At 42.6% G+C, this 15,355-nt stretch carries 19 protein-coding genes; 18 read left to right on the top strand and 1 reads right to left on the bottom strand.

The annotated features are described in order from the left end of the window. The first annotated feature begins 9 nt into the window (after positions 1-9). The 9 genes from QRN39_RS11070 to QRN39_RS11030 are packed head-to-tail and all read left to right on the top strand — an operon-like array spanning position 10 to position 5,742. The gene (locus tag QRN39_RS11070) at positions 10-1,098 is read left to right on the top strand and encodes an XkdF-like putative serine protease domain-containing protein (protein WP_253622285.1); all 1,089 of its coding nucleotides are present in this window, start codon (positions 10-12) and stop codon (positions 1,096-1,098) included. A gap of 22 nt (positions 1,099-1,120) precedes the next feature. Next, on the top strand, positions 1,121-2,044 hold the full coding sequence (locus QRN39_RS11065; RefSeq protein ID WP_050944010.1) for a phage major capsid protein: 924 nt from the start codon (positions 1,121-1,123) through the stop codon (positions 2,042-2,044). A 13-nt stretch (positions 2,045-2,057) separates the two neighbouring features. Beyond that, the gene (gene yqbG / locus QRN39_RS11060; protein ID WP_106029236.1) at positions 2,058-2,441 is read left to right on the top strand and encodes a protein YqbG; all 384 of its coding nucleotides are present in this window, start codon (positions 2,058-2,060) and stop codon (positions 2,439-2,441) included. After that, positions 2,438-2,794: a YqbH/XkdH family protein gene (locus QRN39_RS11055; protein ID WP_226803947.1), complete on the top strand. Its 357-nt coding sequence runs from the start codon at positions 2,438-2,440 to the stop codon at positions 2,792-2,794. Before yqbG ends, QRN39_RS11055 begins: the two co-directional genes overlap by 4 nt. Further along, positions 2,791-3,288 carry an HK97 gp10 family phage protein gene (locus QRN39_RS11050; protein ID WP_050944008.1) on the top strand — a complete coding sequence of 166 codons (498 nt, stop codon included), beginning with the start codon at positions 2,791-2,793 and terminating at the stop codon, positions 3,286-3,288. Before QRN39_RS11055 ends, QRN39_RS11050 begins: the two co-directional genes overlap by 4 nt. A gap of 4 nt (positions 3,289-3,292) precedes the next feature. Next, entirely contained in the window at positions 3,293-3,748 is a 456-nt protein-coding gene (locus QRN39_RS11045) for a phage portal protein (RefSeq protein WP_284907273.1), read from the top strand. Then, positions 3,735-3,947, top strand: a complete 213-nt coding sequence (locus tag QRN39_RS11040; RefSeq protein WP_003212736.1) for a YqzN/YkzM domain-containing protein — start codon at positions 3,735-3,737, stop codon at positions 3,945-3,947. Before QRN39_RS11045 ends, QRN39_RS11040 begins: the two co-directional genes overlap by 14 nt. A gap of 3 nt (positions 3,948-3,950) precedes the next feature. Then, positions 3,951-5,297, top strand: coding sequence for a phage tail sheath family protein (locus QRN39_RS11035; RefSeq protein ID WP_284907271.1), 1,347 nt, complete (start codon positions 3,951-3,953; stop codon positions 5,295-5,297). Position 5,298: 1 nt separating this feature from the next. After that, positions 5,299-5,742 carry a phage tail tube protein gene (locus QRN39_RS11030; protein ID WP_003213309.1) on the top strand — a complete coding sequence of 148 codons (444 nt, stop codon included), beginning with the start codon at positions 5,299-5,301 and terminating at the stop codon, positions 5,740-5,742. Positions 5,743-6,029: 287 nt separating this feature from the next. On the opposite strand, the gene QRN39_RS18435 is transcribed toward QRN39_RS11030, so the two are convergent. After that, positions 6,030-6,086 (bottom strand): putative holin-like toxin, encoded by a 57-nt coding sequence (locus tag QRN39_RS18435; RefSeq protein WP_350223447.1) that lies wholly within the window; start codon positions 6,084-6,086, stop codon positions 6,030-6,032. Between the two features lie 185 nt (positions 6,087-6,271). Between QRN39_RS18435 and QRN39_RS11025 the strand changes: the two genes are divergently transcribed. From QRN39_RS11025 to QRN39_RS10985, 9 genes are read left to right on the top strand one after another with little or no spacing between them, the layout of a single operon-like run. Beyond that, positions 6,272-6,712 carry a phage tail assembly chaperone gene (locus QRN39_RS11025; RefSeq protein WP_008344099.1) on the top strand — a complete coding sequence of 147 codons (441 nt, stop codon included), beginning with the start codon at positions 6,272-6,274 and terminating at the stop codon, positions 6,710-6,712. Between the two features lie 41 nt (positions 6,713-6,753). Continuing rightward, positions 6,754-6,891: a hypothetical protein gene (locus tag QRN39_RS11020; RefSeq protein ID WP_088002055.1), complete on the top strand. Its 138-nt coding sequence runs from the start codon at positions 6,754-6,756 to the stop codon at positions 6,889-6,891. Next, entirely contained in the window at positions 6,892-11,019 is a 4,128-nt protein-coding gene (locus QRN39_RS11015; protein ID WP_284907270.1) for a transglycosylase SLT domain-containing protein, read from the top strand. Beyond that, entirely contained in the window at positions 11,012-11,680 is a 669-nt protein-coding gene (locus tag QRN39_RS11010) for a LysM peptidoglycan-binding domain-containing protein (protein ID WP_003213616.1), read from the top strand. The genes QRN39_RS11015 and QRN39_RS11010 overlap by 8 nt, the downstream gene beginning before the upstream one ends. Positions 11,681-11,691: 11 nt before the next feature. Further along, the gene (locus QRN39_RS11005) at positions 11,692-12,702 is read left to right on the top strand and encodes an XkdQ/YqbQ family protein (RefSeq protein ID WP_284907269.1); all 1,011 of its coding nucleotides are present in this window, start codon (positions 11,692-11,694) and stop codon (positions 12,700-12,702) included. Further along, positions 12,699-12,965, top strand: a complete 267-nt coding sequence (locus tag QRN39_RS11000; protein ID WP_106029232.1) for a DUF2577 family protein — start codon at positions 12,699-12,701, stop codon at positions 12,963-12,965. Before QRN39_RS11005 ends, QRN39_RS11000 begins: the two co-directional genes overlap by 4 nt. A 14-nt stretch (positions 12,966-12,979) precedes the next feature. Further along, positions 12,980-13,402 carry a DUF2634 domain-containing protein gene (locus tag QRN39_RS10995; RefSeq protein WP_012011034.1) on the top strand — a complete coding sequence of 141 codons (423 nt, stop codon included), beginning with the start codon at positions 12,980-12,982 and terminating at the stop codon, positions 13,400-13,402. Continuing rightward, positions 13,395-14,444 (top strand): baseplate J/gp47 family protein, encoded by a 1,050-nt coding sequence (locus QRN39_RS10990; protein ID WP_284907268.1) that lies wholly within the window; start codon positions 13,395-13,397, stop codon positions 14,442-14,444. Before QRN39_RS10995 ends, QRN39_RS10990 begins: the two co-directional genes overlap by 8 nt. Beyond that, complete coding sequence (locus QRN39_RS10985; RefSeq protein ID WP_044140761.1) at positions 14,428-15,351, top strand: YmfQ family protein; 924 nt, start codon at positions 14,428-14,430, stop codon at positions 15,349-15,351. Before QRN39_RS10990 ends, QRN39_RS10985 begins: the two co-directional genes overlap by 17 nt. Positions 15,352-15,355: the final 4 nt, after the last annotated feature.

Genomic DNA, 15,355 nt, shown 5'->3' with positions numbered 1-15,355 from the left:
GGTGAACATATGCCAAGAGAACTAAAAAACGCTAAAATTACGCATGTTTCCTACGTGGACAAAGCAGCGAACAAGAAGAAATTCTTTTTGATGAAAGCAAAGAAAAAGCGGCCTGACTTTCAAAAAGAGGTCAGTGTCCTGACAAAGGCAGAAGATGCTCATCGCCTCGTGTACGGTGTCGTGTATGAGCCGAATACACCTGATGCACATCAAGACTTTATGACAGCCAAGGAAATTGAAAGAGCGGCACACGGCTTTATGAAGGATGCCCGTCATATTGACAAGCAGCATGATTTTCAGGATGGTGTTGGCGAAGTGGTTGAATCATATATTGCTCCGGCTGATGTTGAAGTGGGCGGGGAGCTGATTCGCAAAGGATCTTGGGTGCTTGTGACAAAGGCTTCCCAAGAGATTTGGGATCAAATTCAAAAAGGCCACATTACAGGCTACTCAATGGCCGGAACGGCGGACATCGTCGCCATAGAAGAACAAGATCAGCTTCTATCTCAAGACACAAATGAGAGAGGGCTTTTTTCTTTGCTGAAAAATTTCTTTTTAAAAGAGGAAGGTGCAAACATGTCACAACCATTTTGGAACGTTTTAGACCATCTGCTGGAAACCTTACAGTCAAGTGATGGTGATGAGGCGGATGTAAGAGCTACCTTAGAACAGCTCATTCCAATCATGCAGGACATTCTGAAGACAGAGGATGTACTTCAAACGATTGGTGAAAGGCCAGCAGACGTACAAAAAGAAGAGGCCGCTTTGACGACGGATCAAGTGCGAGAGCTCGAAAAGGCAAAAAAGGCCATCGAAAACGTCTTGCAGCAGGCTGAAAAGCAGGAAACAGAACAAACAGGGGAAGAACCTGTCCAAAAAGTGCTCGAGCAAGTCGTTGCACCGATTCGTCATCAGCTCTCTTCCTTAGAGAAATCAGCCAGCAGAGAAAAAGCAGCGATGCAGGAAGTGCTTGAGCAGCAGCTTTTGCCTATTTCAGAGCGGATTCACATGCTCGAAAAGGCAAGGGGCATATCAAAACAAACAATCCACGATACACAAAACAACACGACAAAACCCATATGGGATGGCTTACTATAAGCCGAAATAAGGAGGAAACAGTGTGAGAAATCAAGAGTTGATTCGTAAGGCTGAAATGACACTTGCCAGCTTAAAAACCGGCGGTCTCATGAACGCAACCCAATCCAACACATTCATTAGAATGATGCAAAACACACCAACCGTTTTAAATGATGCACGCATCATTCCGATGGAAAGTGATTCACAAAAAATCGAAAAAATCGGCTTTGGCCAGCGTATTTTGCGCCCGGCAGAGGAAGGCAAAGCGCTTGATGCGAAAGACCGTGTTGTCCCAGCGACAAGCACTGTCCAGCTAAATGCAAAAGAGGTCATTGCAGAAATTCATATGACCTACGACAGCATTGAAAACAATATTGAAAAAGACGGAATTCAGCAGACGATTATGCAAATGCTTGCTGAACGAGCGGCAGTTGATATTGAAGAGCTCATCGTCAATGGGGATACGACTTCAGCAGATCCGTTTTTAGCCCAAATGGATGGCGTCAGAAAACAAGCGGTATCTCATATTGTAGATGCAAATGGAGCGGAAATTAGCCGTCAAATGTTTAAACAAGCCTATAAAGCGATGCCGTCAAAATATTTACGTGTACCTCAGGATTTCCGTTTCTACACATCCCCAAGTTTAGAGGTGGAATGGAAGGATCAAGTAGCAAACCGTCAGACAACTCTCGGAGATGCGGTTATTCAAGGCGGACTTTCTTCTGCATTCGGTGTGCCAGTCAAAGGCCTTGCCAATATGCAGCCATATGACGAAGCGGGAACAGACGTATCAGATATTTTGCTGACACACCCTAAAAATATTATCGTAGGTTTTTCTCGTCATATTCGAATTGAAGTAGAAAAAGATATTCGCAGACGTAAATTTATTATTGTCCTAACAGCGAAGCTAGACAGCAAATTTGAGGAAGAGGATGCTGTAGCAAAAGTGATGAAAGTGAAAGAGTAGGTGACATCAGGCCATGATTATTTCTCCTGAAGAACTGCAAGCCTATTCTGTATTTGAGCGTGTGAAAAATCGATCTGTAGAAAGACTGACAGCAGATATTATCGAAGCAGAAGCTGCGGTATTTCAGATCGTAGGTCATGATTTCTCAAGCGAAAAATATCAGCCCCTCCCTGAAAAAGCAAGAATCGCATTATTAAAGATGGCCCAATATTTTGCCATGTTGAATGATGATGAATCTATGATGAAGGGCTTTACGTCAGAAAAAATGGGTGATTATTCATATGCGAAGGCAGCTGATCAAGTAAAAGGCAAACCTTATGTATATGCCCTGCTTGTCGATTACATTGAACCATCATTAACTCGCGGCAGTACCAAATTAAAGGTGAGATCATTATGAGTTATCAATCTCTCTTAACAGACTGCTGTGATCTATTTCACCTTGAACATCAGGAGGCTTCCCGAGGAAAATTCGGGATTCCAGCTGATGACTTACAAATGACTCTTTCCTATCCTGATGCGCCTAGCCTGACAGATCTGTCTTGTTATGTCATAGAAAAGAATCAGTCACTTGTGCAAGAAGAGCCGAATACAGTGATTTATCAGTCCTATCTTGTCCATTTTCCTTTAGCGAGTGATATTCGCCTGCATGACAAAATGGTGTGGAACGGCGTCTCACTTAAGTTGCAGCAGCCCAAAATAGTGAAGAATCATCACATTGAAGTGATGGCAGTCAGGAAGGAAAATCTATGAAAATTGATGGACTTGACCGGCTGCTTTCACAGCTGGAAACAGCGTGTGCCGGCGGCTTAAAAGCAGAATATCAAGATTGGCTAGAGGACATGGGTCTAGAGCTTTTGGACATCATTCAGGATGAGTTAATCAAGGAGAATGCTGTCGATACAGGTCGGCTTCTAAGCTCCTTTACGCAAGGAGACAAGGAGAATCATTTTCTCATGTCAAAAGGTGGTCTCACACTTGAAGTGGGAACGAAGCTTGAATATGCCTCCTATGTCAATGACGGACATGCTACTTCTTCAAGTGGAGAGCGAAGGTGGGTGCCTGGCAGATGGGCTGGCAGTCGCTTTGAATATGATCCGAATGCAAAGACAGGAATGATGCTTGCCTCTCAATGGGTAGATGGAAATGGCTACTGGGATCATGCTGTCATGCTCTATGAGCAAATGTTTGAACAGTCGCTGGATCGAAAGCTTCAAAGCTGGTTCGATCGACATTTTGGGAGGTGATGAAATGAATCAAGAAGTCGGGGCAATCATGCATTATATTTACACACACTTTCCTGTGACAATGTATGATCGACTTTTGCCAGAGCGTTTTCAAGTGCCATCCGTTTATGTGCCGCCCGTAACAGTCATCAGCGGTCCAGATACGGTATCTACATTTATGAAATCTTATTCGCTGCAAGTGAAAGTGTTTCATATGGATTCAGAAAAAGCACATGGCGCGGCAGAAATAATTGTTGATGCATTGCTTGCTGATCGTCAAATGATTCAGATGATGAGTGAAGATGGAGAGGTGCTTGATGATTATGTCCGCATAAAAAGAGTGGAAACCAGAATGTTAGATCAAGGCGTAGCAGCGATTGTCCTGACGTGGGATAGCAGTTATTGGTATAACCGAGACAAACAAGCGAGCCTTGAAGACATCAACTTTTCAGATGGGGTGATCAAACGTGAGCAAGACTAAAAAAGCAGAGCCTGCTCAAACAGCTGGCGAAGAAAAAGAATTTGGCTTTTCATTTGAAGCCTTAAAGGAGCACAGTAAGGATCTTTTTGGGGTTAAACCAGAAATCCTTGAAGGTGCTCTTTTTTATATCAAGCATCAACCAATTACAAAAACAGAAGCGAAAAAGCACATTGATGCTTTTTTGTCCAAGGAGGTTTAAAGGATGAACGGAGGCACATTTACACCAGGTACAGAGAAAAAGCGTCCTGGCATTTACTTTAATTTTAAAACAACAGCAGAGCAGCGAATTACTTTAGGCGATCGAGGTACGGTGGCACTTCCTCTTGTGATGAGCTGGGGAGAACCAAAAACCTTTATTTCCGTTTCCAATATGGAAGACTTAAATAAAAAGGTTGGACTCAACATTGATGACAAGTCTCTTCTTCTTTTCCGTGAAGCAAAGAAAAAAGCGCAAACGGTCTTGCTTTACCGCCTAAACGAAGGGGTACAAGCCAAAGCGGAAATCGCAGAAAAATTTGTGGTCACAGCCAATTATGGCGGTCAAAAAGGAAATGAGATCACTATCCAAGTGGCAGAAAATGTACTCGACAGCACAAAACGTGACGTCATCACTTATCTTGGAACAGATATTGTCGATAAGCAGGTTGTCACGGATGTCAAAGATCTTGTAGAAAACAAATATGTTCAATTTTCTGGTGAAGGTGAAGCAGTTATCACGGCTGGTGTGGCACTAAGCGGCGGGAAAAACGGTGTGGCAAGTGTCGCAGATTATACAGCTTTCCTAGAAGCAGCAGAAACAGAATATTTTGATGTCATTGCGCTCCCAGTCGATAAAAGTGAGCAATTAAAAGCGACATTCGCTTCCTTTATCGAGCGTTTACGTGATAAGCAAGGACGTAAGGTGCAAGGCGTTGTGGCGAACTATGCAGCTGACCAAGAAGGCATCATTAATGTGACAAGCGGTGTTGTGCTGGAAGATGGAACAGAACTAACGCCTGCTCAAACAACTGCTTGGGTTGCGGGGGCAAGTGCAGGAGCAAACTTCAATCAGTCACTCACCTTTGTTGAATACGAAGGAGCAGTAGATACATTAGAACGCCTTGATAATGATCAAGTAGAATACCGATTATCACAAGGGGAGTTCCTCTTTACTTTTGATGCGAGAGACCGCACGGTGAGTGTTGAAAAAGATATTAACTCTTTAACAAGCTTCACAGCTGAAAAGAATCAGCAAATGGCGAAAAACAAAATCATTCGTGTGCTTGATGCCATCAACAATGATTTAACGTTCGAATTAAAAAATCTGATTAAATTACGCAAAGCCAATGGCAATGACATCCCAGCATCTGATGATGGAGTGCAGCTTGTGAAAACACTGATTACACAGTATCTCACACAGCTTCAAGATGGCAGCGGCATTACAGGCTTTAACTCAGAAACAGATATCGTGATCGGTCTCAATGAAGATCGTGATGGATTTATTATCGATCTAGCTGTTCAACCAGTAGATGCAGCAGAAAAATTCTATTTCAACGTGGAGGTGAAGTAAGATGGCTTTTAAAGCGCAAAATACAATTTCAGGTAAAGAGGGTCGTCTTTTCTTAGAAGGTGAGGAGCTTGCCTTTATCAAAACGTTTGAAGCAAACGTGGAGAAAAACAAATCAGAAGTTAACGTGATGGGCCGAAGAATGACGGGTCATAAAACAACTGGGGCAAATGGAACAGGAACGGCAACATTCTATAAAGTCACTTCACGTTTCGTACAACTCATGCTCAACTATGTGAAAAAAGGGGAAGACCCTTATTTCACTCTTCAAGCGGTGATTGATGATAAATCATCAGGCCGAGGCACAGAGCGTGTGACGTTATTCGATGTCAACTTTGATTCGGCTAAAATTGCTGGATTGGACGTCGATTCAGAGGCACTTGAAGAAGAAGTTCCGTTTACGTTCGAGGACTTTGATCTTCCTGAAAAGCTGAAGAATTCCTTTTAATGAACAAAAGGCATACAAATGACGAAAATATATGTTATTTTTATTTTATTCAACGATATGGTATAATTTTTCATAGTTACAGAGTAGCTACAAAAGTGTTACTGTGTAACCCCAAAAAGTTTTTTAGAAATATGTTTACATGCAAAGTACTTTGCATAAAATAAAAAGAAGCCAGGATGCGTCAACATCCCGGCAATGTACAATTTGGCCCTCAAGGGGCTGGCTTATCAATTAGATAGTTTTTAAGGATAGACTTTCCCTTCAACCGTCCAAAGCTCAAGGGGAGTCTATTTTTTGTCTATATACGTCAACAAAGTAAAGATAAACATCCCGAATAAAAGCATTAGGGAAATCGCTTCAAATGTTGACATTGGCATCACCCCCTTCCTATCGGGGATGAGCCAGACACCCTTGAGCAAGCCGTTCAATTGTACAATTTAGATTATACATGAAAAGATTGGAAAGCACATTCAAAAAATGGATGTGCTTTTTTGCATTCAAAAAAACATAACAAAGGGAGTTTTTAAACATGAGCGAAAAACAAACATTTGATCTTTCATTTTTTATGCCAGGACAAACAGTAGAAGCGGAAGAGGTCAAAGTACCAATTTCTAAGCGTTTTGTTGATAAAAAAGGGAATGTCATCCCTTTTGTCTTTAAAGCCATTACAACTGAACGCATTGATGAACTGGAAAAAGAAAATACGACCTTCAAGAATGTCAAAGGCAGAGGCCGCGTGAAGGACTTAGACAGCCAGCGTTTCTACGCACGAATTGCCATTGAATCGACTATTTATCCAGATTTCCGCTCGAAGGAATTAAGAGAAGCCTACAGCACACAAGATCCAGTTGAAGTCGCAAAACGTGTATTATCTGTCGGCGGTGAATACGCAAACTGGTTAAACAAAGCGATTGAAATCAACGGATTCGAAGACGAAATTGAAGATTTAGAAGACGCAGCAAAAAACTAATAAAAGATGGGGATAAGGAAGCCGTGTTTTTATATTACGCCATGCACGAGCTTCACTATTCCCCATCTGAACTCCTAGATTTATACGAATCACCAAGACCATTCAAAGCACTCCTATTTGGACTCATCAGCTACAAACTCGACATGCTAGAAAAAGAAGCAAAGAAAGGAGGGAAATAATTGGCGAAACTCACTGCACGATTTGAATTAGAAGACAAAGTATCGAAGAAGCTGCTGCGCATACAAAAACGATTTCAAACCTTTGAGAAGCAGCTCAAACCATTTAGAAAACCGGTGAAAATAAACCTGGATATAGATGACAAGAAATTAAGAAACTTTAGTTTATCGCTTCGGAAAATGTCAGTGATTTCCATGAGACTGGATCAAGGAATCTATCGTGATCTTAAAGCATTAAACAATCAGTTAAATATGTTCCCGAATCAATTGGTCATATCCATTCAAGCGAAGGGATTAGATGTCATTAAATCGAGCATAAATCGTTTAAAGCAAGCGGGAACAAGCCCCATTATGCTGACGTTTAAACTAAACGATCAATTGTCAGGTAAAATGTCATCAATCAAAAAATCTATCTTTCAGCTCATGAACAGAACGTACTATATGAGATTAAACATGGTTGACCAAGCCACCGCTGCAATTCAACGAATCAAAAAGACGCTCAAAAGCTTGACGATGTCTAAACACGAAATTAGAGTGTCTGTTCAAGACAATGCAAAGAGTAAGTTGAAAAAACGAGATCAAGCAGAGTCGGTTGTGAAAGAACAAAACATAAAAAAAGAACCTGAGGCTGTTAGTCCGTCAGTGAAAACAGAAGATCCTAAACAGAGCTGGCTCCAGAACCTTGCCAATAAGGGATTAAGTGAAATTCAAAAATATGCAGGTGACGTTGCAGATAAAGTGAAGGAAAAATTGAGTCCTAGAAAGTTTTGGGATGAAAAAGCACTTCCTTGGGTTGAAAATAAAATAGAAGAGTACAAGCAAGATGTGATCGGAAGAATTAAAGAGAAAATTAAATTTAATCCTGAAAAAAAACTAGATCAATTGGTGACTAATGTATTAGATCGGTTCTTAGGTGCAAGTGATCAATCAAGTGAAAGTACCACTCAGGCACCAACAACAGCACCAACAACAGCACCAACAACAGCACCAACAACAGCACCAACATCAACACCATCAAATCCAGCTCCCAAAACGAAACCTCAGTCGCGAGGTGGAAAAGGCTTGTTTCGCAATAGTTGTTGCCCCTGCTGTGCAAGAGGTTTAAGCAGGGGAGGATCTACTAAAACTAAAAATCGAAATGGTCGCTCACCAAGACAGACAAGAAATCCAAATGCTACATCAAGGGCCGAAATGAATAGAAGACCTCCAAGTAGATTAGGGAAACTGAAAACAAATGCAGGTAAATTATTTGGAAAAATCCCTACTGGACTAAGGAAAGGTGCGGGTATCGCAGCTTCAGCTGGCGGACTTACGGGTTTAGTGAAAGGTAGCAAGGGGTTAAGTGGATTAGGGAATGCAATGAAAAGTATAGGTAAAGGGAGCGGAAAATTATTAAAGAAAGTACCTATTCTAGGAAGTGTACTTAGTGCAACAAATCTAATTGGTATGAACAAAGAGAATGCTGGTGAAAAGATTGGTACGACTGGAGGCGGCATCGCCGGCGGAATGGCAGGTGCTGCAGCAGGTGCAGCTATTGGAAGCGTAGTCCCAGGGATAGGTACAGCCATCGGCGGTCTAGTAGGCGGCATCGCTGGAAGTATGGGCGGAGAATCTATCGGTGAAACAATTGGAAAATGGTTTGATGGCGGCGGATTTGAAAAGATTGGCCAAAAAGCCATTGAAATCAAAAATCAAATTGTCGAAGTTTGGTCAACAGTCGCGGCTTGGTTCACAGAAAATGTATGGACGCCACTAAGTGATACAGTCGTTACAGTAGCAACGACCATCTGGACAAATCTAGTCAATGCCTGGACATGGATTCAAGAAACATTTAGTGCAGTTGCAAGCTGGTTTATCGAAAACGTATGGACGCCACTAAGTGATACAGTCGTTACAGTAGCAACGACCATCTGGACAAATCTAGTCAATGCCTGGACATGGATTCAAGAAACATTTAGTGCAGTTGCAAGCTGGTTTATCGAAAACGTATGGACACCGCTCAGCGACACAGTCGTTACGGTAGCAACAACCATCTGGACAAGTCTAGTCAATGCCTGGACATGGATACAAGAAACGTTCAGTGCAGTTGCAGGTTGGTTTATTGAAAACGTTTGGACACCACTGAGCAGTACAGTTGTTACAGTCGCTACAGGGATTTGGACAGCATTATCAAATGCATGGAAAAAGATACAATCAATCTTTGGAGCTGTATCGTCATGGTTTATGGAAAATGTGTGGAATCCACTTGTAGATACCGTAGGAACCATTAAAGACAGTTTCGGGAAAAAGTTCGAAGAAGCGTATAAAGTGGTGACAGATATATGGGATGGATTATCCAAATGGTTTGAGGACAACATTCAAAAGCCGATTGTAAAAGTAGCAGAAGCTATTGGTGATGGGTTTTCTAAAGCGTTTGGGTGGGTCAAAGATTTGTTTAATAAGGCTGGCGGTGGGGTTGATTTTGTATTGAAACATGTCTTTGGAGACCCTGATAAAAAAGCCACAGGCGGCTATATCACCCAGCCAACCTTATCATGGGTCGGTGAAGCAGGTAACGAATTTGTCATTCCAACTCAAAATAACCGAGGGCGCGGGAAGATGCTGCTTGCTCAGGCTGCTTCTCATCTTGGGATGTCTGTTATGCCAAGCGGAGCAGCTGGAAATCAAGTATCAAGCTCTCCAGCTCCTACAGCAGTAGCTTCATCATCTTCTGTCGGTTCAATAGACGGATCGGTCTCGATGACTGGGAACATTCAAGCCTCCAGCATAGGCGAGCAATTTAATAAGGATTTTGAACAAGGATTAAATCAAAAAATGATTACACTTGATCAATGGAAGCAAAAGAATATTCAGCAGCCTTTTGGTCAATTGACCTCAGACTCAAATAAGTATGGTCAGCAAACAGTTGCTGCTTTTGCGAATGGTCAGCAGATGACACCAACAGGAACAGATAGCTTTTTGCAAAGTCGTGTAAAAGCACCATATCAACAAGTGATGACAGCATCGCCAACTTGGGGTTCTGGAACGGTTAGTGGTTTTGCCACAGGTCAAAATGCCACTTCAGTTGGTACTAGCCAATACGTAGATCAGCACATCAAACAACCATTTCTACAAGCAAAACAAGAATCACCAGGCTGGGGCTCAGGAATGATGGATGCCTTTAACAGTGGCATGCGTTCAAAAGCAAGTGAAGTCACACAAGCCGCCAAAGAAATGGCGAAGAAAGTAGAGCAGGCGTTTAGAGAGGAATTAGATATTCATTCCCCTTCACGCGTCATGATGAGTCTTGGGAAATTCGCATCGATCGGTGTCGTCAAAGGACTCGACTCAGTTGATGTGAAAAAGTTTGCTGAAAATCAGGCTGGTTCATTAATTGGAGCTTTCAGCGGTATGGGGGCTTCAGGTCTTAGTGTTCAGCAATGGCTCATGGCAGCTCTCATGGCAACTGGCACATCGATGAACTGGCTGCCAGGTCTGATGACCATTGCGCAGCATGAATCGAATGGAAATCCGAGAGCAATCAACTTATGGGATTCTAACGCCAAGAAGGGAACGCCTTCTAAAGGCTTAATGCAAACAATTGGAACGACGTTTAACTCCAATAAAGGCAAAGGCATGAATGACATTTGGAACCCAATTCATAATGCCGTAGCAGCCATTAACTACATTAAGGGCAGATATGGAACAGTCTTCAATACACCGGGATTACGAAGTATGAGAAGAGGCGGGCCTTATAAAGGCTACGCAAATGGTGGACTGATTACTCAGGAGCAGGTTGCTAGAGTTGGTGAAGGAAACAAACGCGAATGGATCATTCCAGAAGAAAGAGGCATACGCGGAAGGTATTTATTAACGCAGGCAGCCAAGGCACTTGGAATGCAAGTATATGATCCAGCAAATGCGTCTGCTCCTTTACCAGAATCACAAATGCAGCAAGTCACCTCAGCTCAGTCTTCTAGTCGTACAGCATCGTCAAGTAATAAGCAAATCACCATTCAATTCAATGGGGACCAGCATTTCCATAATGGACAAGATCAGCAATCGCTTGTCGAAAAAATTAGACAAATGCTCGTAGATGAACTGGAAGTAGAGCTTCATACAGGAACGAAGGGGGTCGTGATTGATGGGTAAATCAGTGTATCAATTGTGGATTTCCCAAGGAAAGGACAAGTTGCGATTCCCTGTCCTTCCATCCGAACTTGAAATCACAAATAACGTACAAAATGAAACGGTAAAGGTTGCCTCTTTTGGAGAACTGACCTTTATTGATGTCCCATCGGCTAAGCAAGTATCATTCACTTCATTATTTCCTAAGAAATATTCGCCAATTGCTGAATATAAAAGCATTCCATCACCGGAGAATGCGATAGCGAAAATAGAACGAATGATGCGTTCAAAGAAGTCTGTGCGGTTGATTGTAACGGGGACAAAAATCAATATGACGTGCAGCATTGAAAGCTTCACCCATAAAGAAGGATCATATGATATTGGCGATCGTGAATTTACGATCGAGTTAAAGGAATACAAAACCGCATCACCTAGGAAAATTAAACGAAAGAAAAAAGCAAAACAAACAAAAAAGAAAAGGCCTTCAAAAACACCGCCAAAAATGTACACCGTCAAAAAAGGGGATACGCTATGGGCTATTTCAGGCAGGTTTTATGGCGACAGTACAAAATGGCGACGTATTTGGAATGCCAATAAATTAGCGATGATTAAACGTAGCAAACGCAATATTAAGCAGCCGGGGCATTGGATTTTCCCTGGACAAAGGTTAAAAATACCACAATAGGGGGGCTGGCATTGATCGAGCTTTTTGCCATCAGAAGCGGCACCATGTATGAGCTTGTCACAGAGAGTGTGACACTTCAGGGGCAAAGGTATCAAGCCCCTCGCTCTATTCAAGCAAATATTATCACAAAGCAAGGGAGTCAAACATATTACCGTGTCTCAGAAGGGGACACGGTTCTTTTTAAATGGAAAGGAAAAGAGCTGTTCAGAGGCATTGTGTTTTCTAGGACGCCTGTTGAAGGGAAACTGACCTTTACCGCATACGACATGCTTCAATATTTGGTGAAAAACCAAGATGTCTATGTTTTTTCAAAACAAAGAGCAGATCAAATCTTGAGACGGATTGGAGCTGACTTTCAAATTCCCATGACCTCCATCGCCAATACAGGTCATGTCATAAAATCACTAGTGTTTAAAAACGATACGAGCCTATATGACATGATTCTGAAAGCATTAAAAGAGACAAAGCGGCAAACCGGCAGAAACTATCAAATCTATTCTGCTAAAGGAAAGATGGGGCTGAGAGCTTGGCCAGATCCAGAGGACGTATGGGTCATTGAATCAGGTGTCAATCTCATTGGCTATCAGTACAGCACCTCGATTGAAGAAACAGCCACTCGTGTCAAGCTGCGCACGTCTGCGGATGAACAGGGGAAAAATAAGAAAAAAGGTAGCAAATCAGAGGTTGTAGTGGTCGAACAGGATAAAGCAGGTCAGAGTAAATACGGTATTTTACAGCATGTTGAGACGGTTACAGGGCAAATCAACCAGCCGCAGCTGCAAAAAAGAGCCAAAGTACGGCTGGCAGAGAAAAAAGGTGTGAAACAAGAAGTCAAAAGCATCCAAGCGCTAGGCATTCCTGAACTGCAAAGCGGTCTTCCAATCTATTTGAAAATCCCTGAAATCAACGTAAAAAAAACGTACTGGATCGATCAGGACAAACATGAATTCAGTGGGGTGAAACACACCATGACAATTGATGTCGTTGAGAAAAATTCCATTCCAAAGGGTGATCAAGCGTGAGGTTAAGTGAAGCGATTAAACGATTAGCAGTGAATGCTGTAGACGCCGCCTCTCCAATTGATCTGGTGATTGGAGAAGTCACGGCAGTTTCTCCTGTAAGCATCCGGTTAAATGAAAACCATAAGCTAATCATCCCGGAAGAATTACTGATTTGGCCAAAGCGCCTAAATAAGGGTGAGGATGATGAACTGAAAAGGGGAGACAGCATTATGGTGCTGGCAATGGCAGGAGGGCAATCCTTCTACATCATCGACAAATTGTAAGGGAGGTGATGAACGTGGCACTTTCACCAGAGGAAGAAATTGAGGAAACAGAAGAAGACGAAGAGGTGGAAACCTCGACTACGTATCGAATAGATGTTGAAACTGGCAGATTGACAGGTGAAACCATTTCAGGCATTGAAGCAATTCGTCAATTCGTTTATATGACACTTAGGACAGAGCGGTATGCACATCCTATTTACAGCCACGACATTGGCACTGAAATTCAGGAGCTCTTGACGGATACAGAAGCCACGGATGAATACAAAGAAATGGAGATTCCGAGGCTGCTAGAGGAAGCATTGATTGTGGACGAACGGATTGATCATATTGAAGAGATAGAGGTCACAAAGGAAAATGACTCGTTTCATGTCAAGCTAGCTATAGTCACAGATGAAGGCACATTAGAAATAGAGGAGGTGATGGAGAGCGATGTTTGAGGAACAAACGTATGAAGCATTAATGGAAAGAATGCTAGACAGACTGCCAGATGACATAGATAAAAGAGAAAACAGCGTCATTTGGAATGCCTTGGCACCTGCTGCTGCTGAACTGGCCCAGTCCTTTATTTGGCTTGATCAAGTATTCGAGCTGGTCTTTGCAGATACAGCACAAGGAGAGTTTCTAGATCGGCGGGCCGCTGAAGTAGGAATTGAAAGAAAACCAGCGACTAAAGCGGTTTGGTCCGCAGCTATTCAGCCGGAGGATATCAACATCCCAGCTGGCTCACGGTTTTTTATTGAAGACGTCTATTTCCAATATTCGAACGATGGCACGCTAGAATGCGAGACACCTGGCAGGATCGGCAATGGTCAATTAACAGATCAGCCGCTACTATCTCTTGATACAATCCCGGGGCTTGAATCAATTATCATGAAAGATTTGGTAATACCCGGACAAGAGGAAGAAGATGACGCTTCGTTATATGATCGCTACTTAATACGTGCTAGGCGGGAGGCTGTCAGTGCCAACAAGGCGCATTATAAAAAATGGGCTGAGGAAGTGACAGGGGTTGGCAGAGCGAAGGTATTCCCGCTTTGGAATGGAGAAGGAACAGTCAAGATTGTCATCACAGACGGCAATCTAGATGTTGCATCAGATCTGCTTGTTAAAAGAGTACAGGAATATATCGACCCAGTACCAGGCGAAGGAGAAGGGCAAGCGCCTATCGGTTCAAAAGCGACCGTCGAAAGCGCCAAATGGCTGGACATTGACATAGAAGTAGCCGTCGAACTTCAAATGGACTGGACCCTTGAAGGAGCGCAGAAAGAAATAGAAGAAAAGGTCAAAGCGCTGTTGAAATCAATTGCATTTGAAAAGAGTACCATTCGAATGTCCGCATTAAATGACATTCTGTACCATTCAGAAAGTGTATCAGATTATGCAAACGTGTTATTGAATGGGGAGTCAAAAAACTTAGTATTACAGGACATTGAGATACCGCGTCTGAGGCAGGTGAAGGTTATTGAGCAAACAGGATGAAATGAAAAACTACTTGCCGCCATATTTTACAGAGATTTATGAAGTTGATCACCTGCTCAAAACAGAAGCGCCAGAGTTTGAGCAATTGGATGAATCCATTTTCGATTTAACGGATCAGTTCTTCCCTTTGACAGCGACATGGGGATTGAATAGATGGGAAAGAATGCTGAAGGTGCAGCGAGAATCAGATGATTCCATTGAACTTCGCAGAGCACGCTTACTCAATATGATGTCAAACATTCCACCGATCACGTATCTTTCTTTAGAGAAATCGGTGAATCGCTTTCTCAAAAATCCAAGTGCCATCATCCGTCTGACCACCAATCGCTACCATTTCGCCTTACGTGTGAATCTAGATGATCTGCAAAACACTAGATATATTGTAGAAATACTTGAAACGTTAAAGCCAGCTCATTTGGCCTATACGTTCACTGCATTTCATCATACCGATGTACATGAAATAAATGATCATCACGGGAGGCTCACACTGCGAAGCAGAGTGGGTTTTTTCGATCATATCCCGATTTTACTCAATGGTGAATTTGTATTAAATGGGTCGTTTTATCTGAGCGGAACACGAGGGACAACCGATGTACCTGCTCGTTTTCGGCATTCGTTGAAGATGAGAATGCCGCTTCAGCATAAGTCAGAGAACACATACCGAATGAATTATGTTATGACTGGAGCGGTACATGAAACGAAGCAAGGAGCGGCATTGACTTTACGCATAAAAAATCAGCTCCAGCATCAAACCAAGAAGAAAATGACGTTCCGATTGCCAGTACATGTCCAAACTGAACAGGGCGGCAGCTTACTGATTAAGGATCATTACTGGATTCTCGACGGATCTGTTCCGCTCGACGGATCAAAAATGCTAGCAGCTACTTCTCAAAAAATAGAACTATAAGGAG

Origin of the sequence: Bacillus sp. lyk4-R2A-2 (assembly GCF_030209735.1) — a bacterium.
Lineage (GTDB): Bacteria > Bacillota > Bacilli > Bacillales > Bacillaceae > Bacillus > Bacillus pumilus.
Note: the sequence above shows the minus strand (reverse complement) of the source record. Positions and strands in the feature narration are given on the sequence as shown.